We start from the raw sequence: 19,433 nt of genomic DNA, 5'->3' as shown, positions 1-19,433 counted from the left end.
GACCCAACATAGAGCTGAGCGAACTCAAATGACACCTAAATGACGCCTTGTCAGGACCCCTAACTGACGCCCTGTCGACGTCGCGGCGGTCCGACCGGCCAAGACACCATCGAGTCGTCCGGAAGCGAGGGCTGAACTAGGGAGGTACCGGGCTGTGGCCAAGACGTTCGACGAGTACAAGGCGGAGCGCCGCAAGCGAGTGTCAGTCGGTAACCCGCTGGACGACTACGACCCGGTGGAGGCCGCTCGGTTGCTGACTAGGCGTGGCACGCCCAAGGACTGGTCGTTCTGCGAGTGCGGCAGCGAGGGGTGTCCGGACAAGGGCAAGGCTGACGGCAGTGCGTTGGCTCCCATCCTGGGCCGTTCCTTCCCTGGGGGTAGCAGTGACGCAGCCTGAGGCTCCCGAGAGACCGACTGAAACCCGGCCGGAGTGTCCAACGTGTCAGCGGCTGGATGCCGTGGCGGCCCGGGCGTACAGCGACCCGGAAGGCGTGGACGAGTCGGCCCTAGCTGACGTGCGCGTCCTGCGGGAGCGGCACGCCCCCGAATGCGAGAACCCCCGTGGGGGTGGCGAGGGGTGAACGCCACGCCTGTGAGGCCCGAAGCGGTCGAGGAGCCCAACTGAAATTCGAGACCGGCCAAGAGGAGTACCGCGAGAAGGCCCAGCGCCCGCAAGGGGGCCGTGAGTCCTTCAACCGCCAATCGGCCTACGCAGTGTCCGTCGCGGGCGTGATCGTGCTTCTGGTGGTCATTCTCTTGGGCTCTGCGACTTGAACTGAAGTGCTAATCAGCAACCCGCGCGTGCCTCTGCTGGCACTGAAGGTGCCGCCTACTGACTCCCGCTGTATCGACGTGCCACGCCCGGCACAGCGGGCTCCCGCCCCACCACCGGATGAACCGTTCGCGTAACGGGGTGGTGGGGCACCCCAATCCGCAGACTCCCGCCGAACCCCCGACGGCGGGCGCTCAACAGGGTGACTGGATTCACCTCGATTGAGCATCCCGGCCCAATTTGGAGCCCTGCTCGCTGAGTTGGGCCGGGCACAAAACCCCCGCCCCGGGCGTGCGTTGCGTACATGCAAGTCCGACCGGAACGGGTCAGCACCACCATCGAGATCCGCCGTCCCACACGGGCTGGCGGGACCAGCCAACAGAACTAGGGAGCACGAATGCACGACGTACGCGCCCTACTCACCCCCGAAGCGTTCGAGGGCGTCACCGCCACGGTGACGGACAACAACCCCGGCATGCCCGACGACATCGCCGAGCGCATCGTGATCGAGGCGTTGAAGTTCGTCGTCACCGCCAGCACGTTCCCCACCGTGCGCGTCACGCCGTCCAACGTCGTCGACGAGGGGTGGCACGCGCTCATCCTCCACACCCGCCCGTACGCTGAACTGTGCAGCCAGCTTGGAGGGTTCGTCCACCACTACCCCGAACGCCCGGACCCGGCGCGCCACGACTCCGACGCGCTCGCCCGAACCGCCGCCCTCATCGAAGAGGCCGGGTACACCCCCGACCGCGAACTGTGGACCGGCCCTACCCGCGCCCTGGTGGCCGTGGCCGCCCAGTGCTCCCACACCCCCGTCCCCGGCGGATGCGGACCCATCAACCCCGGAAACTGCGCCTCCCACTGCAACGGCGGGGGCGGGGGCGGCGAAGCCAGCTAGCCTGAGCCCCACCGAACACGGAAGGGCGGGATACATGGACGAGGACGAAGCCCAGCGGGTAGCCAGCACACTCCGGCGCCTAGGCATCCGAGGAATCGTCTCCCCCGAAGACCTGGACAACCCGAGCGGGCAATGGCGGGTGTACGACAGCACTGACCCCGCCGCCCGGCGGGACATCACCGACGAGGTGCTGGCGATCGTCGCGGGTATGTCCCGTAAAACCGGTCCGGCGCGAGGATTCGTCGTCCCCATCCCCCGCTGAACAACGCCCCGAAACCGCCCCGTCCGTGCGTCGTCCCCCGTGGCGCATGGGCGGGGCGTCTCTGTTGCCAGGGGGAAGGCTTGGCCTCACATCGACAGAGAAGATGATCATGGGGAAATCCTGGGGGCGCCCCTTCAGAGGGGGCATCTTCCCAGGTCAGAGCCCTGTTTGTCGTAGAGCACCCAGATCTACGAGGGCACCAACCAGGTGCAGCGCATCGTCATGGCGCGCAACCTGCCGTAAGGCGGTCTTCACGGGTCAGAAGCCATCTGAGGGGCGGTGGAGGCCGCCTTCGGGTTCGGTCCGCCCGGGCCCGTTCCGGGGCCGTTCCCGGGCGTCATGCCGGGGAAATCCTGGGCTGGAACCGGTCTGAAAACGGCCACTGACCTGCACAAACAGCACGGCCCCCGGCATGCTGCCGGGGGCCGTTCGCATGGCGTCACTCAGGCGACCTCGACCCTCTCGGCGGGGTCGTCCGCGCCGGGCGTCAGCGCGTCGGCTGCGGGACGCGCTGCGTCACAGCGGTCGGCTCCGCGGTGACGGCCGGCGAGGCGCCCAGTGCGGTGCCGCGGGTCTCCTCGGCCCACAGCACACAGACCAGCAGGCCGAGGGCGGTGGTCCCGGCGGCGATGAGCATGGTCGGGCCGGTGCCGAGCCCGGTCAGCGAGAGCGGCAGCAGGAAGGTGCCGACGGCCGCGCCGATCCGGCTGACCGAGGTGGCCACGCCGACGGCGGTCGCCCGGATCTCGGTGGGGAAGAGCTCGTTGGGGTAGGTCCAGTCGAGCACGTTCGGGCCGCCGCACAGGAAGGCGTACGCGCACAGGGCGAGGAGGGCGACGGCGGCGGGAGCGGCGGGCCAGATCCCCAGCAGGGCGAGCGGGACGGTCATCAGGGCGAACGACCAGATGATCACGGGGCGCCGGCCCCAGGTGTCGATCAGGCGCAGCGCCGGGTAGCAGCCGAGCAGGAAGACGAGGCTGATCAGCCCGGTGCCGAGGGTCTCCGCCACCGTGCCGCCGGGCATGCCGAACGAGGAGAGGATCTGCGGCCCGAAGGTGAGCATCGCGAAGAGCGGGCCGACCTGGCAGAGGAAGAACAGCCCGCAGAAGAGGGTGCGGCGTCGGTAGGGCGGGGTCATCAGCAGGCGCAGCCCGCCGGGTCGGCCGGCCTCGGCGGGATCGGGCATCAGCTCCCGGCCGTTCACCCGGACCCCGAGGTGCTGTTCGACCACGCGCACGGCGTCACCGACCCGCCCGTGGGCGGCGAGCCAGCGCGGCGACTCCGGCGAGCCGCGGCGGATCACCAGGAAGACGAGGCAGAGCACCGCGGAACTGGCCAGCATCCACCGCCAGCTGCCGGGCCCGGCCAGCCGCAGGAACGCGTAGCCCGTCACGTAGGCGAGGACGGAGCCTGCGTACCAGGCGACGATCTGCTGGCCGAGCAGCCGGCCGCGGTGCCGCACCGGCAGCCACTCGGCGAGCAGGGAGGTCGCGATGGGGTAGTCGGCGGCCACGGCCATGCCCAGCACGAAGCGCAGCAGGGCAATCGCCCACACCGCGTCCACCCAGAAGGAGAGCACCGAGCAGACCACCATGACGAGCAGGTCGGCGGTGTACATCACCTCCCGCCCGATCCGGTCGGTCAGCACGCCGAAGAGCGCGCCGCCGACGAACATTCCGACCAGTGCGGCGGCGCCGATCAGGCTGACGTCCGCGGTTGACAGGCCGAGGTCGGGGCGCATCCCGGTCAGGGCGACGCCGACGATGCTCAGGATGTAGCCGTCGAGCAGCGGCCCGCCGGAACAGGCGAGGGCCAACCTGCGGTGGAAGGCGGTATACGGGGCGTTGTCGATGGTCTTGGACATGTGATTCGGGTCCTCCGGAGCGTACGGCGGTGCCTTCGCACGTCGTGCGCCGGGTAGACGACAGGGCACGGCACCGCTGGTCGGGCGGCGCCGTCGCCCGGGCACGCCGGGCGACCGTCCACGGTTGCCCGGGTACGGACGGGTCGCCACGAGGCCAAAGGTCAGCCGAATTCATGACCAAGGTCCCGAAGCGGACGGGCCCTCGGACCGTGTCGACACGGCGTTTGCCCAGTCATACCGGGCCGGCCCGCCCCTGCCCGTCCGGGCAGCCCGGCGGGGGTGACCCTTCTCACCCGCCGGGGTCGGCGGCCCCGCGCACGTGACCCGGGCCACGTCGGGCAGGCCGTGCGCACGTGACCCGCGCCACGCCGCGGGCTGCCCCGCGCCCGCCGGGCAAGCCGCTGCCGTGCCCGCCGGACGGGATGTCCAGGAGCCCGGTGGACTGCCCGCTGTGCGAACACCCCGAGAGTGACCGGGGATTCTGCTTCAGGTGCAAGGAGCGGGCTCCGGCGCCGAAGGGGAAGCCGTGTCCCGGCCCTCAGCCCTGTGGCTCTGTGGGGGCGCTGACTCCGGCGCATCGTGGTGCGCAACCTGCCGTAACGGCAGGGAGGTCGAAGGGCCCCGCCGGTCACCGGCGGGGCCCTTCGCGCTGCTTCACGCCCGGAGTCGCTGCTTCGCGCCCCCGAGTTGCTACTTCACGTCCGGGACCGGGGTGTCGTTCTTGAAGGCGTCGAAGACCTCCTTGGACTTCACCGGATCCCACTTCAGCGCCGACTCCCCGTCCGGCGCGCGGAAGTTGGGGTTGCCGATCGGCACGGTGACGGTCTTGCCGCTGCCGCCCGAGATGCCCTTCATGGCCAGGAAGAACGAGCCCAGGTCGGTCAGACCGGTGTCGTTGTCCACGATCAGGGTGCCCAGGCCCGAGCTGACCAGCGGGTAGAACGTGAACGGGTTGAGCAGGGTGGCCGGGGAAGCGGCCTGCTTGGCCAGTGCGGAGAGGAACTTCTGCTGGTTGCGCATCCGGCCCAGGTCCTGGTCGGCCATCTGGTGCCGCTGCCGGACGAAGGCCAGCGACTGGGTGCCGTTCAGGGTGTGGCAGCCGGCCTTGAGGTTGAGGCCGGAGTCCTGGTCGGAGATGTCCTTGTCGACGCACATGTTCACACCGCCGACCGAGTCCACGATGCCGACGAAGCCGGCGAAGCCGATCTCGGCGTAGTGGTCGATGTGGATGCCGGTGTTGGACTCGATCGTCTGCACCAGCAGCGGGCCGCCACCGTTGTTGAAGGCCGAGTTGATCTTCGAGGTGGTGGCGGGGATGGTCTTGCCGTTCCCGTTGGTGTTCAGGTGCTGCGGGATCGGCACCCAGGAGTCGCGCGGAACGCTCATCAGGGTGTTCCCGTGGTCCCCGATGTGCAGGATCATCATCGAGTCGCTGCGCTTGCCGGTGTCGGTACCGGTGTGCATCGCGTCCTTCTGCGCGTCGGTGAGCCCGTCGCGGCTGTCGGAACCGACGATCAGCCAGTTGGTGCCCTTCCCGGCGGGCGGGCGGCCCGGGTACGAGGCCAGGGTGTTCTCGTGGTTGAGCTTGGCGTCGGCCCAGAAGTAGGTGCCGACACCGGTCACCAGCAGCGCGCCGGCCACCGCCAGCGCGGCCACCTTGATCTTCCGGCGGCGCGGCCAGCGCGGGTTCGCCGTACCCCCGGCCGCCGGTCTCGCCGGCGGCGGGACGGCACCCGGCGGTACCGCACCGGGGGGTACCGGCCCCGGCGGCACGGCGCCCGGGGCCGGCTGCGCGGGGATGCCCATGCCCTGCGGCGCGGCGCCGGGCCGTGGCGGATACCCGGGCTGCGCGCCGTAGCCGCCCTGCGGACGGCGCTGCGCGCCCGGTCCGCGCGGGTTGAGCGATGGCGGCAGCGGCGGCTCGGCGGCCGCGCCGCCGCCCGGACCGTAGGATCCGGCGCCGTCGCCCCGACCGTACGAGCTGCCGCCGCCGCTCGGGCGGTCTTCCTGCCACGTGTTCATGGGGTGAAGGATGCCCGAAACCAGTGGCCGCCAGTGCCGCCGGGGTGGCCCGCGGCCCGCTTGTAGCAGATTTGATGCAGTTGTCGGATGCTTTCGCCGCATGGTCACCGGCGTGTTCACCCGATGAGATCAACCTTGACCGGCTCTGACGGCGCGTGTTCGCATGGCGGGCATGGAACAGCGCTGGAGGCTCACCCGTCGGCGGCACGTCGACCTGCTGAGGGTGTCCGGTTCGCTGTGTCGTGGCTGACCGCTCGCCACCGTTAGACCCTCGCGCCCGTCGCGGCCGCACCCGGAGCCACGGGTGCCCGGCCGCTCCCGCGTTCCCGCGTACTCGGGGCTGCTGAAGACCCTGCTGGACGTCCTGCCCCAGTACGCCCTGGCGGGCAAGACCGTGCTGCCGCTGGCCACCGGCGGGTCCACGGCCCACGTGCTGGCCGTGGACTACGCGCTGCGCCCGGTGCTCGCCTCGATGGGGGGCCGAGCACATCACCCGGGGCTGGTTCGGCTGGACCGGCACATCGCGGTCCGGGAGGACGGCGGCACCGCGATCGAGCGCGAGACGGACGTCCTGCTCACCCCGGTGGTGGACGCCTTCGCCGCCGCCCTGACCCGGCACACCGGCATCCCCGAGGTGCTGAACCACGGTGCCGCACTGGCGAGTTGAGCTCGGCTGGGCCCGGGCGACCCCGAGGTGGACGACGAGGTCCCCCTAAGGGGGAGGGCCCCGCGTCCCGTACGCCGGGAGTCATCCGGCTTCCTCCCGGCGTAGGACGATCCCCTCGCCGCGGTCTCCTAACGTGGTGGACATCCCCCACTCCACCGGTCAGCGGTGAAGCTGGCTGCACCTCGGAGGGTGGGGCCAACCCGAGGACGAAGACGGAAGTCCGCACCATGTCGGCGGGCGGGTGGTCTGCGTCAGGCTCGGGTCTACCGGCGGACGAAAGATCTAGGGAGACTCCAGTGACGACGGCAGCGACAGCCGTGCAGGACCCGCGGCTTCACGGCGGCGAGAACGCCCCGGCGGCCTCCGCACGACAGCTGACCAAGGCGTACGGCGCGGGGGAGACCAGGGTCACGGCGCTCGACTCGGTGGACGTGGACATCCAGCGCGGCCGGTTCACCGCCATCATGGGCCCGTCCGGTTCGGGCAAGTCGACCCTGTTGCACTGCCTGGCCGGTCTGGACACCGTCTCCTGCGGCCGGATCTGGGTCGGCGACACCGAGATCACCGGTCTGAAGGACAAGCAGCTCACCCGGCTGCGCCGGGACAAGATCGGCTTCATCTTCCAGGCCTTCAACCTGCTCCCCACGCTCAACGCGCTGGAGAACATCACCCTTCCGATGGACATCGCCGGCCGCAGACCCGACCAGGCCTGGCTTGAGCAGGTGATCGACACCGTCGGCCTGGCCGGACGGCTGAAGCACCGTCCGGCCCAGCTCTCCGGCGGCCAGCAGCAGCGCGTCGCGGTGGCCAGGGCGCTGGCCGCCCGTCCCGAGATCATCTTCGGTGACGAGCCGACCGGAAACCTCGACTCCCGCTCCGGCGCCGAGGTGCTGACCTTCCTGCGCCGCTCGGTGGACGAGCTGGGCCAGACCATCGTCATGGTCACCCATGACCCGGTCGCCGCCTCCTACGCGGACCGGGTGCTCTTCCTCGCCGACGGCGTGATCGTCGACGAGATGCACGCCCCCACCGCCGAGTCCGTCCTGGCCCGCATGCGTCGCTTCGACGCCAAGCGCACCAGCTGAGGGGCCCGGTCCGATGCTGCTCAAGACCTCACTGCGGAGCTTCCTCGCCCACAAGGGGCGGATGGCGCTCTCCCTGATCGCCGTGGTGCTCTCGGTCGCCTTCGTCTCCGGCACCCTGGTCTTCTCCAACACCGCCACCTCGACCTTCGACAAGCTCTTCGCCTCCACCGCGTCCGACGTCTCACTCCGCCCGCACAGCGACCGGAGCGCCGACCAGCAGGTCGGCGGCAAGACCAGGACGGTCCCGGTCGACACGGTGCGGAAGGTCGCCGGGCTGCCCGGGGTCAGGACCGCCCTCGGCAACGTCTTCGTGTCGAACGCCGTCCTGGTCGACCCGGCCAGCAACAAGACGGTCGGCCCCACCACCGGCGCCCCGACCCTCACCGGCAACTGGATCGAGACCCCGCGCCCCTCCCTGGAGGTCACCTCCGGCCACGCTCCCCAGGGCCCGGACCAGGTCCTGCTGGACGCGGACACCGCCAAGAAGGCCGGCCTGGGCCTCGGCAGCCCGCTCCGCCTGATCACCGGGTCCGGCAGCTACGACCTCAAGATCTCCGGCATCGCCACCTTCAGGACCACCAACCCGGGCGCGGCACTCGCCTTCCTGGACACCCCGACCGCGCAGAAACTGCTGCTCGGCTCCACCGCCTACACCTCGGTCGAGCTCTTCGGCGACGGCAGCCGCGGCAACGACCAGCTCAAGGCCGAGGCCGCCACCGCCGTCGGCGCCGGCTTCGACCTGAAGACCGCGGCCGAGCAGAAGGCCGAGAACGTCAAGGGCGTCGGCTCCTTCCTGAGTTTCATGAAGTACGCCATGCTCGGCTTCGCCGGGATCTCCCTGCTGGTCGGCGGCTTCCTGATCATCAACACCTTCTCGATGCTGGTCGCCCAGCGCACCCGCGAGATCGGCCTGATGCGTGCCATCGGCGGCAGCCGGACCCAGGTCAACGCCTCGGTGCTGATCGAGGCACTGATCCTCGCGGTGCTCGGCTCCACCCTCGGCCTGTTCGGCGGTATCGGCCTGGCCATGCTGCTGATCCGGCTGATGGGCGCGGCCGGGATGAACCTGACCTCGGCCAGCCTGGAGATCGGCGCCTCCGTCCCGGTCGCCTCCTACACGGTCGGCGTCCTGATCACCGTCCTGGCGGCCTTCATACCGGCCCGCCGGGCCGCGCGGATCTCCCCGATGTCCGCGCTGCGCGACCACGGCACTCCCACCGAGGCCAAGGCCAACCGGATCCGGGCCGCGATCGGCCTGGTGCTGACGGCCGGCGGCGCCGCGCTGCTGGTCGCGGCGGCCCGGGCGCACCAGGCCGCCACCGGCGGCTCGCTCCTCGGCCTCGGGGTGGTGCTGACACTGATCGGCTTCGTGGTGACCGGCCCGCTGCTCGCCGCCGGCCTGGTCCGGGTGCTCGGTGCCGCCCTGCCCGCCCTCTTCGGCCCGGCCGGCCGCTTGGCCCAGCGGAACGCGATACGCAACCCCCGCCGTACCGGGGCCACCGGCGCGGCGCTGATGATCGGCCTGGCCCTGGTCGTCGGAGCCTCGGTCTTCACCACCTCGATGGTCAGCTCGACCAACGAGCAGATCGACCGGAGCGTCGGCGCCGACTACATCGTGGACGGCGGCCGCACCGGGCTCACCCCGGCCATGCTGAGCGCCGCCAAGTCGGTCAAGGGCCTCGACCACCTCACCGAGCAGAAGGAGATCCCCGCCACCCTCGCGCTGCCGGACGGCAGCAAGAGCGAGACGGAGCTGTCGGCCGTCTCACCGACCTTCGTCAACGACTTCCGCCTCCCCGTCAAGGCCGGTTCGTCCGCCGCGATCACCGGTGGTGGCATCTCGGTGGACGAGGACTTCGCCGCCAAGCACCACCTCTCGGTCGGCGACAGGATCACCGTCGACTACGGCCGCGGCCACACCCAGAGCCTCGAACTCGGCCTGATCACCGCCAAGGGCAACTCGCTCTTCGACGGCAACCTCTTCACCGGCGTCGACAGCGTCGCCAAGGTCGTCCCGGCCGCCGAACTCCCGCAGGACGCCGCGCTGTTCGGCAAGGCGGAGGCCGGCGCCGACAAGGCCAAGGTGCTCGACTCGCTGCAGAACTCGCTCAAGGCGTACCCGCAGCTGGTGGTCAAGGACCAGGCCGGCTACAAGAAGATCGTCCAGGACCAGGTCAACACCTTGCTCTACATGGTCATCGGACTGCTCTTCCTCGCCATCGTGGTGGCCGTCCTCGGGGTGGTGAACACCCTCGCCCTCTCGGTGGTCGAGCGGACCCGCGAGATCGGCCTGCTCCGGGCGATCGGCCTGTCCCGGAGTCAGCTGCGCCGGATGATCCGGCTGGAGTCGGTGGTCATCGCGATCTTCGGCGCCGTGCTCGGCACCGGTCTCGGCCTCGCCTGGGGCATCACTGCCCAGCGGGTGCTCTCCGGCAAGGGCCTGAGCACGCTGGCGATCCCGACCGGCACGATCGTCGAGGTCCTGCTGTCCTCGGCCGTGATCGGCCTGCTGGCCGCCCTGCTCCCGGCCTTCCGGGCAGGACGGATGAACGTCCTGGCGGCGATCGCCACGGACTGACCGAACGGCGACCGTCCGGTCCGCCGGGGCCGGACGGATCGGGGGCGGCGGATGGCCGGGTGCCTGTGCACCCGGCCATCCGCCGTTCGGTCGAAGACCGTGCGAGTGACCACCCGCGCACCTCGACGGCCAGCTCCCGCAGCCCCGGCTCCCCGGCCACGGCCCACGCTCATACGGCCCTCGCCCACGGCCCGTCCGAGCGCCTCACCGGCAGCCGATCTCGCTCCCCGTGGTCGCCGAGACCTCCGGGACGGGGCCGCCGGCGTGCGAGGCGGCCGGGGAGGGCGACGGTTCCGGCGTCGTGACCTCCGTGGGACTCGGCAGCGCGGTGACTCCCAGGTAGTCGTTGCCCGCGATCACCTGCAGCGTCGCCCCCAGCCCCGGCACCCGTACCAACCGTGCGGTGGGCAGCGCGGCCGCGACCGTCCGTACCGACTCGTCCCAGCGCGGGTCGTACTTGACCACCGTCCTCGCCACGCTGCCGCCCCCCTCGGTGTTGGCCGGCGTCCCGGTGGTGGCGAAGCCGAGCTTGCGCAGATCCCCGTCCACCCGGGCCCCGAGTCCGAGCACCCCGGCACCGTTGAGCACCTGGATCCGGATGTGCCCCGGCGGCACGCTCAGCGCGGCGGGGGCGGAAGCAGCGGAGGCGGAAGCGGAAGCGGTGGGGACGGCGGAGACGGAGGGGACGGACGCGGACGCGGCCGCACCGGGCGAGGACGGCGGTGCGGGCGAGGGCCCCGCGGCGGTCTCCGAGTGCCCGGTCAGCGGCCGCCCCTCCCGTACGGCGTCGAACAGCGCCTTGGCCGCCCGCTGGTCCCACAGGACGGTCGAACCCCAGCCGCTGACCTGGTGGTCCACCACGGCGAGCGGGACGGTCGCGAAGTCCGTGTTGGCCGCCGAGAGGTCCTTCAACCGGGTGGCCAGGGCCAGCAGTTCCTCGGCGGAGAGCCCCTTGTCGACCTTCACCGAGCTGAGCAGGATGTCCACCATCCGGCTGAGCCGGCCCGGGCTGAGCAGCGTGCCGGTGTCCGTGGCCCGCCTCAACAGCTGGGCCAGCAGCCGCTGTTGGCGGTGCATCCGGCCGAGGTCCGAGCTGCCGTCCACATGCCGGGCGCGGACGTACCTGAGCGCGCCGGCACCGTCCAGCCTGGTCCGCCCGGCCGGCAGCTCCAGGCCCGCGAACTCGTCCTTCAGCGGCTTCGCGGTGCACACGTCGACCCCGCCCAGCGCGTCCACGGTGGCCACGAAGCCGAGGAAGTTCGCCTGCAGGTAGTGGTCGATCCGCAGACCGGTGGCCTGCTCCACGGTACGGACGGCGAGCGGTGCGCCGCCCATTCCGTACGCCGCGTTGATCTTGCCCATCGAGGCCGGCACCTGCCGGCGGGTCGCCGGGTCCCGGTGGGCCGGGATCGTCACGTAGGAGTCGCGTGGGATGCTGACCACACTGGCCCGGCCGCCGTCCCTGGCGAGCTGGACGAGCATCATGACGTCGGTGCAGTGGCAGCCTTCGCCGCCCGCGTGCAGCAGGTTCTTGAGGGTGGCCTCCGGGATGCCGTCCCGGTCGTCGGTGCCGACCACCAGGATGGTGGTGCCCCCGTCGTCCTCGGGGCGGTCGTCGGCCCCGGCGAAGGCGTCCACCCGGTCGATCGAGCGGCCGACCCCGTTGAGCACCGCCCAGCCGGCGCCCGAGGCGGCCAGTACCGCCAGTGCGACCGTGCCGGCCAGCCAGAGCCCGGTCCGGTGCCGGGCGGGCCCGGGCGAGGCGGTGGCCCCGGACCGGTCGGCGGCCGCACCGGACGAAGCGTGAGGTCGGGGGGCTGAGAAGGGCATCTCTCGGATGGTAGGCGGGCCATCGAGCCCCCGGCCGGTGGCTCGCCGGGACACCCGCACCGAACGCCGAAACGTTCCCTCCCGGCAGCATTGGCCAGGACAGGCCCGCCAGGATGATCGCCGAGGCCAACCCGAACCTGACAACGCAGGTCGGCCGCCGGTACGGTTGGCCACGATGAACACCAAGGCTGCTGAGGAGCTGCCGGCGGTCTCCGTGATCATGCCGGTGCTCGATGAGGAACGTCACCTGCGCACCGCCGTCCGGCACATCCTGGGGCAGGAGTACGCCGGCGATCTGGAGGTGGTGATCGCGCTCGGTCCGTCCTCCGACCGTACCGACGAGATCGCCGCCGAACTGGTCGCCGAGGACCCCCGGGTCCGTACCGTGCCCAACCCCACCGGCCGCACCCCCGCCGGGCTGAACGCGGCGATCCGCGGCTCCCGCCACCCGATAGTGGTGCGCGTGGACGGCCACGGCCTGCTCACCCCGGGGTACATCGCCACCGCCGTCCGCCTGCTCGGCGAGATGGAGGCGGCCAACGTCGGCGGCATCATGCACGCCGAGGGCGAGACCGAGTGGGAGAACGCGGTCGCCGCCGCCATGACCTCCAAGATCGGGGTCGGCAACGCGGCCTTCCACACCGGCGGCCTGGCCGGCCCGGCCGACACCGTCTACCTCGGCGTCTTCCGCCGCGAGGTGCTGGAGAAGCAGGGCGGCTACAACGAGGAGTTCATCCGCGCCCAGGACTGGGAGCTCAACTACCGCATCCGCCAGGACGGCGGGCTGATCTGGTTCACCCCGCAGCTGCGGGTGACCTACCGCCCCCGGCCCAGCGTGAAGGCGCTCGCCAAGCAGTACAAGGACTACGGCCGTTGGCGCCGGGTGGTCACCCGTTACCACAAGGGCTCGGTCAACCTCCGCTACCTGGCGCCGCCGGCCGCGCTGCTCGGCGTGGTCGCGGGCACGGTGCTGGGAGCCGCCGTGCACCCGGCCTTCCTGGTCCTGCCCGGTGGCTACCTGCTCGGCATACTCGGCGGCTCGGTGGTCGAGGGACGCGGACTCTCCGCCCGGGCCCGCCTCCAGCTGCCGGTGGCACTCGCCACCATGCACATGAGCTGGGGCTTCGGCTTCCTCACCTCCCCGCGTTCGCTGGCCCGCCGGGTCATCGGCAGCAAGCGCCCGGTTCCGATGAACTCCAGCGTCGCCGACCCGAGGTAGCCCGTCCGCACCGAGGACGCTCTCAGGGGCGCGGGGCCCGGCCCGAACAAGGCCGGGCCCCGCGCCCCTTCGCTTTCCCGAAGTACCCGGTATCGCCTCGCCGCCCGGCCGCGGGCCGCTATGTTCGGCGGCATGGCGATTACCGATGGACCATCAGCCCGCATCGAGCCCAGCGCCGATGTGGACGAGCGGGCCGTGGTCGGCCCCGGCAGTACGGTGTGGCATCTGGCACAGGTCCGCGAGGGAGCCGAGATCGGCGCCGACTGCATCATCGGGCGCGGTGCCTACGTCGGCCCCGGCGTACGGATCGGCGACCGGGTCAAGCTGCAGAACCACGCCCTGGTCTACGAGCCGGCCGTGGTCGAGGACGGGGTCTTCATCGGGCCCGCCGCGGTGCTGACCAACGACATGTACCCGCGATCGGTCGACCCGGACGGCAAGTTGAAGCGCGGCGAGGAGTGGCACGCCCAGGGGGTGACCCTCCGCCAGGGCTGCTCGGTCGGCGGCCGGGCGGTGCTGGTCGCGGGGGTCACGGTGGGCCGTTGGGCGCTGGTGGCCGCGGGTGCCGTGGTGCACCGGGACGTCCCGGACTTCGCCCTGGTGGCCGGCGTCCCGGCGCGTCGGATCAAGTGGGTCGGCCGCGCCGGCGAACCGCTCACCGATGCCGGTGGCGGGCGCTGGCGCTGCCCGCGCACCGGCGAGGAGTACGTCGAGACCGGCGGGGTGCTGGCCGAGGCGCCGTAGCGCCCCGGTCCGGCGGCCCGCTCAGTAGGTGTAGATGTGGCCCTGCGGGTTGACGGTCATGCAGCTCTTCTCGTCGTCCGCAGTGACGGTCTCCACCGACTTGGGCAGCTTGGTCGGCGCCGACTTCTTGCCGCCGGAGCCGCCGGCCGAGGCCGGGTAGCTGCTGCCGCTGGTCCAGTCGGAGCCGATCACCAGGCTGAGCGTCCTGCCGCTGCCGGACTCCTGCAGCGCGCTGCTGGGCAGGTCCAGCGCCGCGGCGATCGCCTGGGCCTGGGCACTCTGGCCGCTGCCGTACGTGAGCACCGTGCTCTCCTGCACGTCGCCGTTGGCGGTCGTGCTGGCCTTGCTGAAGCCCGCCTCGACCAGGGCGCTCTTGACCTCGGACGCCCGTCCGGTGGCGCCGGAGGCGTTCTGGACGGTGACCTGGACCGCGCCCTTGCTGATCTCCCGGGCCGGAGCGGCGGCCGTGGTGCCGCTGGGCGATGGGCTGGCGGAAGCACCCGCCGAAGCGCCACTGGACGCACCGCCCGACGAACCCTCGGCCGCCTTCAGCGACTTGCCGTCGATCGGCGTGTCGGCCAGCAGCATCTTCCAGATCTGAGCGGTGTCCGGGTTGAGCACCAGCCGGTCCGGATCGGTCGGTGCGGTGTCCACCGGCACGGTCAGGGTGGTGGTCCGCTCGGCGGGCACGGCCTTGATGTCGTTGCCCAGGTCGTAGAGCTTCTTGATGTCGGCGATCGGCTTGTCGACCTGGATCGACTTGGTGGCGGCCTCGGCCAGCGTCATCAGCCTGCCCGGGTCGGCGAGCGTGCCGTTCTTCTTCAACTGCCGCATCAGCGCGCTGAGGTACATGTGCTGCGCCTTGGTGCGGCCGATGTCGTCGCCCCAGGCGTCGCGCAGCCGCAGCCACTGGAGGGCCTGCTCGCCCTTGATGTACGTGGTGCCCTTGGGCAGCTTGAGGCCGGTGCCGCCGATGCCCGGCTGGTAGCGGTCGTAGAGGTTCATGTTGACGCAGACCGGGACCCCGCCGACTGCGTCGGCCATGTTCACCACTCCGGCGAAGTCGACCATCATGTAGTGGTCGATCTCCAGGCCGGTCAGCTTGATCCAGGTGCCGACCACGCAGCCCGGGCCGCCGCGCGGCAGTGCCTCGTTGATCATCGTGTGCTTGGCGGCGGGGTAGGTGGTCTTGCCGTCCTCGCTGTGGCAGGTCGGGATGTCCACCAGGGTGTCGCGGGGGATGCTGATCATCGAGGCGTTGGTGCGGTCGGCGGAGATGTGCAGCAGCATCTGGACGTCCGCCAGGCCAGGGCGTCCCGCGTCGTCGGCGGCACCGCCGAGCGCGACGTCGGCGGCCGAGCCGCGGCTGTCGGTGCCTATCATCAGGATGTTCAGCGGGGTCTGGCCTGCGGCGTTGGGCGCGGTCTTGGCGCCCTTGGCGTCGCTGAGGTTCTTGCTGCCGGACTGGATGTTGTCGTTGAGGTGCTGGTAGTAGAGATACGCGGCACCGCAGCCCGCCACCAGGGTCAGCCCGAGGGTGGCCGCGGTGATGCGTATCCAGCGGCGCCCGCGCTTGCGGCCGCTCTTGGTTCCCCGTCGGGCGGTGGCCCCGCCCAGCTCGGATATGCCGGAGTCGTCCGAAGGCTCGCCGGACATCGGCTGGACGTTGGTCATCGGCTGGTCAGCCGCCTCTCGTGAAAATCGGGCCCCCGTCGGCCACACGGGAACCTACCTGACATCACGAGCTGGACTGAATTTTGTTACATAATCAGAACTTCACTCTTATTCAAGCTTGACGCTGGGTAGGGCAACCGGTTACTCGGCGCACACCTCCGGCCGGATCCGGCTGGAGCCACGAAACCTGCTGGGGCATCAGTGCATGCTGCACAGGTCCAGCGCGGCGGTGTTGCCCTGCAAGGTCGGACCCGTCCCGGGGGAGGCGCTGCCCGCGGCCGACGGCGCACCGGAGGAGGAACCGGGAAGCGCGAACAGCGAGTTGCCCGCGGTCGGGCTGGCACTCGCGAGGGCGTCCGAGCCGTCGCCGCTGCCCGTGACGAGGTTCGCGCCGGGGGTCATCCGGCCGTCGGGGTTCGGCCCGGAACTCGAACCGGGACCGAGCCCGGGGCCCGCACCGAGGCCGGTGGACGGGCTCGCGCCACCGTTCCCGCCGCCGGCCGGAGAGCCACCGTGCGCGGTCGGTGCGGCCGTGGGCGCGGGCGCGTACGGGCTGACCGTCACCAGCCGGTCCGTCCGCAGCGCCGAGAACAGCTGGTCGGCCTGCGGCTGGACGAGCTGGTCCCGGTCCGCGTTCCCGGGGTACGGACGGCGCGGGGTGGTCAGCAGCGCGAGGTTCTCCGGCGGAGTGCTGCGCAGCTCCTCCGCCAGGTCGTAGAGCGAGCTCAGCTTGCTCAGCCCGGCGTCCGCGGTGATCGCGGAGGTCGCGGCGTCCAGCAGCGGCCAGAGCCGGGCCGGGTTGAGCAGCACTCCCTGGGACTGCACCTTGCGTGCCAGCGAGGCCAGGAACTGCTGCTGACGCCCCATCCGCTCGGTGTCGCTGCCGTTGCCCAGGCTCTCCCGGACCCGGACGTAGCCCAACGCCTGTTCGCCGTTCAGGGTCTGCCGCCCGGCGGGCAGGTCCAGCTTGGCGTCGCGGTCGTGGATGGGCTTCGAGACGCAGACGTCCACGCCGTCCACCGCGTCCACCATCTTCTTGAAGCCGGTGAAGTCCAGGATCAGGTGGTGGTCGATCCGGATCCCGCTGAACTTCTCCACGGCCCGGATGGTGCAAGCCGGTCCGCCCAGCTCGAAGGCCCAGTTGAACTGCATGAGCCGGCTGGTCGAGCGGGTGCCGCCCGGCAGCTGGCAGGGTGGCACGATCACCATCAGGTCGCGCGGGATGCTCACCGCCGTGGCGTGCCGCCGGTCGCCCGAGAGGTGCAGCAGGATCGTGGTGTCCGAGTGCTGCCCGCCGTCCGAGCCCGGAGTGCCGTCGGACCCGTACGCGGCGTTGGCCCCGCTCCGGGAGTCGCTTCCGATCAGCAGGATGTTCAGGGCCTGTCCGGCCCGGGCGTCCCGGTCGGGCCGGTCGCGTTCGTCGTTCCGCAGCCGCCGGCCGGTGACGTCGTCGGTCCCGATGTTCCCGTCCAGCTTGCGGTAGGCCAGCCAGGCCAGGGCGCCCGCGGCGAGCAGCAGAAGGGCCAGCGCACCGGCCAGCACCTGCAGAAATCGGCGGCGCCCCCCGCCTACGGAGGTCGGGGGGCGCTTGCCGGGGTCGTCCGTGCCGGAGTCGTCCCCCGGGTGATCCGCTGCCATGTCGGGGATGCCTACCCCCGAGGTCGGTCGGGCCGGGTCAGCCCAGTCGCAGAGTCACCCGTTCGGATTCGATCCGCTTGTCCCACTGCTCGGCGGTCAGACCGTCGGAGTTGCGGCAGAGCACCACCGAGGCGCCGGCCGCCAGCGGAGCCAGCAGCCCGGCCTCCAGGCCGGCCCAGTCCTGGTAGGAGAGGGTGCTGAGTACCCGACTGCCGGTGCCGAGGCCGAGCCGCAGCGCGCCCTCGCGGGCGAGCTGGACGGTCTGCTCGCCGGTCAGCCTGAGCGGTAGTCCGTCCACGGTGGTCTCCAGCGCCGGGCTCTCCGGGTCGACGGGGGAGTACGGGGCGAAGCGGTCGCCCTGGCCGGGCACCTCGGCGGCGTAGTCGAGGAAACCGTCCGGGCGCTGAGGGAAGCGGCCGCCCAGCGGGCGCAGGGCGAGGGCGACCCGTTCGCCCTCGCAGGTCTGGGCGGCCTCCAGGCCGTCCGGACCGCTGATGACCAGGTCGGCGGTGGCCGGGTCGCCGCCGGGTACCGCCGTGACGCCGACCGACCAGCAGGCCAGCAGCCAGACGGCGCTCTGCCAGTGCGCGGGCAGCAGCAGGGCGGCCCGGTCGCCGGGCTGGGCGTTGAGTTCGTCCTGGAGCAGGTTGGCGGTCTTGGCGACCCAGTTGTCGAAGGTCTTGGCGGAGAGTTCGACTCTCTCGCCGGTGGCGTCGTCGTAGAAGGTGACCAGGGGACGGGAGGGATCCGCATCGGGGGCCCCCGCGCGCAGGTAAGCGTGCAGCAGCTCGGCGGGGGTGCGGGCGTCGGCAGCGAAAGGCGCAGTCATGGTGCCGCCCAGCCTACGGCCTCCCGAGAAGCCTCCGGGAGGGAGGCTGCGGCTCGCCCGGTGGCATGGCGGCAGAAGTGATTTGCCCCCAATATCCCCTTTATGCGTATTCCTCTGCTCGCTGCCCTCGGTGCGACCGCCGCCGCCCTGTTCGCCCCGCACGCCGTCGCGGGCCCGGTCGCGGTCAGGCCGGGCCCGGGGAGCGTCACCACCTTGCCACTGGTACCGCCCGGGCCCGGGGCGGAGCTCCGGCGCGGGCCGGCAGGCGGAGCCCGGCCGGTGCACCCGTCCGGAGCAGGCGAGATCCGCGAGATCCAGGACCGCACCACCGGCTCCTTCGCTCTGGTCGGCGTCAGCTGGGACGACCCGAAGGTCACCCTTGCGGGTAGCGTCGAGGTGCGCAGCCGGAGCACGGAGACCGGTAGGTGGAGCGACTGGCACCGGCTCACCGCCGAGTTCGAGGACGGCCCCGACCCCGACGAGCGCTCCGGCCGGGGTGCCACCGCGCCGCTCTGGGTCGGGGCCAGCGACGGCATCGCAGTCCGGGCCGTCGCCGCTGCGGGCCCGCTGCCGGCCGGACTGCGGGTCGAGCTCGTCGACCCCGGAGCCGACCCCGTGGGCGCGCCGGCCGCCCTGCCGCCCGGCCGGGCCCACCGGGAGGCCCACGGGGCGCCCCGCCCCGGGATCGTCACCCGCGCCGGCTGGGGCGCGGACGAGTCGCTGCGCGAGGAAGGCTTCGTCTACACGGGCAACGTCCGGGCGGTCTTCGTCCACCACACCGACACCGCCAACAAGTACACCTGCGCGGACTCGCCGAAGCTGATCCGGGCGATGTACCAGTACCACGTGAAGACCAACGGTTGGCGCGACATCGGCTACAACTTCCTGGTCGACAGGTGCGGCACCGTCTACGAGGGCCGCGCGGGCGGGGTCGACCGGCCGGTCCTCGGCGCGCACACGCTCGGCTTCAACTCGGACAGCTCCGGGGTCGCCGCGATCGGCAGGTACAACGACGATGCCGTCCCGCAGGAGCAGCTGGACGGCATCGCCAGGATCGCCGCCTGGAAGCTCGGCCTGAGCGGCGTCGACGCCCAGGGCACCACCAACCTGGTCTCCGCCTCCGACAACAGCCGCTACCCCAAGGGCCGGACCGTCCGCTTCAACACCGTCTCCGGCCACCGCGACGCCTTCGTCACCGACTGCCCGGGCGACGAGCTCTACACCCGCCTGCCCGACATCCGGTCCGCCGCCGCCCGCCTCCAGGGCAGGTGACCGGCCCGCAGCCGTCAATCCTCCCCGGCCGCGAGCGTATGGTTCAGGGTGCCCGGACGGTGCGCCGGGGCCGGGACGA

At 71.7% G+C, this 19,433-nt stretch carries 15 protein-coding genes and 1 pseudogene; 10 read left to right on the top strand and 6 right to left on the bottom strand.

Going from position 1 to position 19,433, the window contains the following annotated elements; translation table 11 throughout:
• The first annotated feature begins 154 nt into the window (after window positions 1-154).
• The 3 genes from ACWDAK_RS00170 to ACWDAK_RS00160 all read left to right on the top strand — a co-directional run bounded on the left by ACWDAK_RS00170 (window position 155) and on the right by ACWDAK_RS00160 (window position 1,932).
• Window positions 155-397, top strand: coding sequence for a hypothetical protein (locus ACWDAK_RS00170; RefSeq protein ID WP_427392857.1), 243 nt, complete (start codon window positions 155-157; stop codon window positions 395-397).
• Window positions 398-1,169: 772 nt separating this feature from the next.
• Entirely contained in the window at window positions 1,170-1,670 is a 501-nt protein-coding gene (locus tag ACWDAK_RS00165; protein WP_344638027.1) for a glycine-rich domain-containing protein, read from the top strand.
• 34 nt (window positions 1,671-1,704) lie between these two features.
• Window positions 1,705-1,932, top strand: a complete 228-nt coding sequence (locus ACWDAK_RS00160; RefSeq protein WP_344638026.1) for a hypothetical protein — start codon at window positions 1,705-1,707, stop codon at window positions 1,930-1,932.
• 487 nt (window positions 1,933-2,419) lie between these two features.
• Here ACWDAK_RS00160 and ACWDAK_RS00155 read toward each other — a convergent pair whose 3' ends face one another.
• Together ACWDAK_RS00155 and ACWDAK_RS00150 are read right to left on the bottom strand one after the other, a co-directional pair.
• Window positions 2,420-3,796, bottom strand: coding sequence for an MFS transporter (locus ACWDAK_RS00155; protein ID WP_427392858.1), 1,377 nt, complete (start codon window positions 3,794-3,796; stop codon window positions 2,420-2,422).
• 690 nt (window positions 3,797-4,486) lie between these two features.
• Window positions 4,487-5,818 (bottom strand): LCP family protein, encoded by a 1,332-nt coding sequence (locus ACWDAK_RS00150; RefSeq protein ID WP_344638024.1) that lies wholly within the window; start codon window positions 5,816-5,818, stop codon window positions 4,487-4,489.
• A gap of 163 nt (window positions 5,819-5,981) precedes the next feature.
• Between ACWDAK_RS00150 and ACWDAK_RS00145 the strand changes: the two genes are divergently transcribed.
• The 4 genes and pseudogenes from ACWDAK_RS00145 to ACWDAK_RS00130 all read left to right on the top strand — a co-directional run bounded on the left by ACWDAK_RS00145 (window position 5,982) and on the right by ACWDAK_RS00130 (window position 10,148).
• Complete coding sequence (locus tag ACWDAK_RS00145) at window positions 5,982-6,068, top strand: putative leader peptide (protein WP_425557711.1); 87 nt, start codon at window positions 5,982-5,984, stop codon at window positions 6,066-6,068.
• A 78-nt stretch (window positions 6,069-6,146) separates the two neighbouring features.
• A pseudogene (locus ACWDAK_RS00140) lies at window positions 6,147-6,485 on the top strand (NAD(P)H-dependent oxidoreductase); the annotation flags it as partial.
• A 296-nt stretch (window positions 6,486-6,781) separates the two neighbouring features.
• Window positions 6,782-7,570 carry an ABC transporter ATP-binding protein gene (locus ACWDAK_RS00135; protein WP_427392859.1) on the top strand — a complete coding sequence of 263 codons (789 nt, stop codon included), beginning with the start codon at window positions 6,782-6,784 and terminating at the stop codon, window positions 7,568-7,570.
• A gap of 13 nt (window positions 7,571-7,583) precedes the next feature.
• Entirely contained in the window at window positions 7,584-10,148 is a 2,565-nt protein-coding gene (locus tag ACWDAK_RS00130; RefSeq protein WP_427392860.1) for an ABC transporter permease, read from the top strand.
• Window positions 10,149-10,352: 204 nt separating this feature from the next.
• On the opposite strand, the gene ACWDAK_RS00125 is transcribed toward ACWDAK_RS00130, so the two are convergent.
• Window positions 10,353-11,978 carry an LCP family protein gene (locus ACWDAK_RS00125; RefSeq protein ID WP_427392861.1) on the bottom strand — a complete coding sequence of 542 codons (1,626 nt, stop codon included), beginning with the start codon at window positions 11,976-11,978 and terminating at the stop codon, window positions 10,353-10,355.
• A 175-nt stretch (window positions 11,979-12,153) separates the two neighbouring features.
• Between ACWDAK_RS00125 and ACWDAK_RS00120 the strand changes: the two genes are divergently transcribed.
• Complete coding sequence (locus ACWDAK_RS00120) at window positions 12,154-13,197, top strand: glycosyltransferase family 2 protein (RefSeq protein WP_427392862.1); 1,044 nt, start codon at window positions 12,154-12,156, stop codon at window positions 13,195-13,197.
• Window positions 13,198-13,329: 132 nt separating this feature from the next.
• Entirely contained in the window at window positions 13,330-13,941 is a 612-nt protein-coding gene (locus ACWDAK_RS00115; RefSeq protein WP_344638019.1) for an acyltransferase, read from the top strand.
• Between the two features lie 21 nt (window positions 13,942-13,962).
• Here ACWDAK_RS00115 and ACWDAK_RS00110 read toward each other — a convergent pair whose 3' ends face one another.
• The 3 genes from ACWDAK_RS00110 to ACWDAK_RS00100 all read right to left on the bottom strand — a co-directional run bounded on the left by ACWDAK_RS00110 (window position 13,963) and on the right by ACWDAK_RS00100 (window position 18,082).
• Complete coding sequence (locus ACWDAK_RS00110; protein ID WP_344638018.1) at window positions 13,963-15,615, bottom strand: LCP family protein; 1,653 nt, start codon at window positions 15,613-15,615, stop codon at window positions 13,963-13,965.
• A gap of 198 nt (window positions 15,616-15,813) precedes the next feature.
• Window positions 15,814-17,253: an LCP family protein gene (locus tag ACWDAK_RS00105; RefSeq protein WP_427392863.1), complete on the bottom strand. Its 1,440-nt coding sequence runs from the start codon at window positions 17,251-17,253 to the stop codon at window positions 15,814-15,816.
• A 37-nt stretch (window positions 17,254-17,290) separates the two neighbouring features.
• Window positions 17,291-18,082 carry a TIGR03089 family protein gene (locus tag ACWDAK_RS00100; protein ID WP_427392864.1) on the bottom strand — a complete coding sequence of 264 codons (792 nt, stop codon included), beginning with the start codon at window positions 18,080-18,082 and terminating at the stop codon, window positions 17,291-17,293.
• Window positions 18,083-18,184: 102 nt separating this feature from the next.
• On the opposite strand from ACWDAK_RS00100, the gene ACWDAK_RS00095 reads away from it, so the two are divergent.
• Window positions 18,185-19,354, top strand: a complete 1,170-nt coding sequence (locus ACWDAK_RS00095; protein ID WP_344638015.1) for a peptidoglycan recognition protein family protein — start codon at window positions 18,185-18,187, stop codon at window positions 19,352-19,354.
• The last annotated feature ends 79 nt before the right edge of the window (window positions 19,355-19,433 follow it).

The sequence above is a fragment of the Kitasatospora sp. NPDC001175 genome (assembly GCF_053598215.1).
This window is presented reverse-complemented; position numbering and strand designations above follow the sequence as displayed.

Coding starts and splice junctions, on each gene's coding strand:
- ACWDAK_RS00165 (WP_344638027.1), top strand. CDS start 1,170: ATGCACGACGTACGCGCCCTACTCACCCCCGAAGCGTTCGAGGGCGTC.
- ACWDAK_RS00100 (WP_427392864.1), bottom strand. CDS start 18,082: ATGACTGCGCCTTTCGCTGCCGACGCCCGCACCCCCGCCGAGCTGCTG.
- ACWDAK_RS00130 (WP_427392860.1), top strand. CDS start 7,584: ATGCTGCTCAAGACCTCACTGCGGAGCTTCCTCGCCCACAAGGGGCGG.
- ACWDAK_RS00115 (WP_344638019.1), top strand. CDS start 13,330: ATGGCGATTACCGATGGACCATCAGCCCGCATCGAGCCCAGCGCCGAT.
- ACWDAK_RS00155 (WP_427392858.1), bottom strand. CDS start 3,796: ATGTCCAAGACCATCGACAACGCCCCGTATACCGCCTTCCACCGCAGG.
- ACWDAK_RS00095 (WP_344638015.1), top strand. CDS start 18,185: ATGCGTATTCCTCTGCTCGCTGCCCTCGGTGCGACCGCCGCCGCCCTG.
- ACWDAK_RS00150 (WP_344638024.1), bottom strand. CDS start 5,818: ATGAACACGTGGCAGGAAGACCGCCCGAGCGGCGGCGGCAGCTCGTAC.
- ACWDAK_RS00110 (WP_344638018.1), bottom strand. CDS start 15,615: ATGACCAACGTCCAGCCGATGTCCGGCGAGCCTTCGGACGACTCCGGC.
- ACWDAK_RS00120 (WP_427392862.1), top strand. CDS start 12,154: ATGAACACCAAGGCTGCTGAGGAGCTGCCGGCGGTCTCCGTGATCATG.
- ACWDAK_RS00145 (WP_425557711.1), top strand. CDS start 5,982: ATGGCGGGCATGGAACAGCGCTGGAGGCTCACCCGTCGGCGGCACGTC.
- ACWDAK_RS00160 (WP_344638026.1), top strand. CDS start 1,705: ATGGACGAGGACGAAGCCCAGCGGGTAGCCAGCACACTCCGGCGCCTA.
- ACWDAK_RS00125 (WP_427392861.1), bottom strand. CDS start 11,978: ATGCCCTTCTCAGCCCCCCGACCTCACGCTTCGTCCGGTGCGGCCGCC.
- ACWDAK_RS00105 (WP_427392863.1), bottom strand. CDS start 17,253: ATGGCAGCGGATCACCCGGGGGACGACTCCGGCACGGACGACCCCGGC.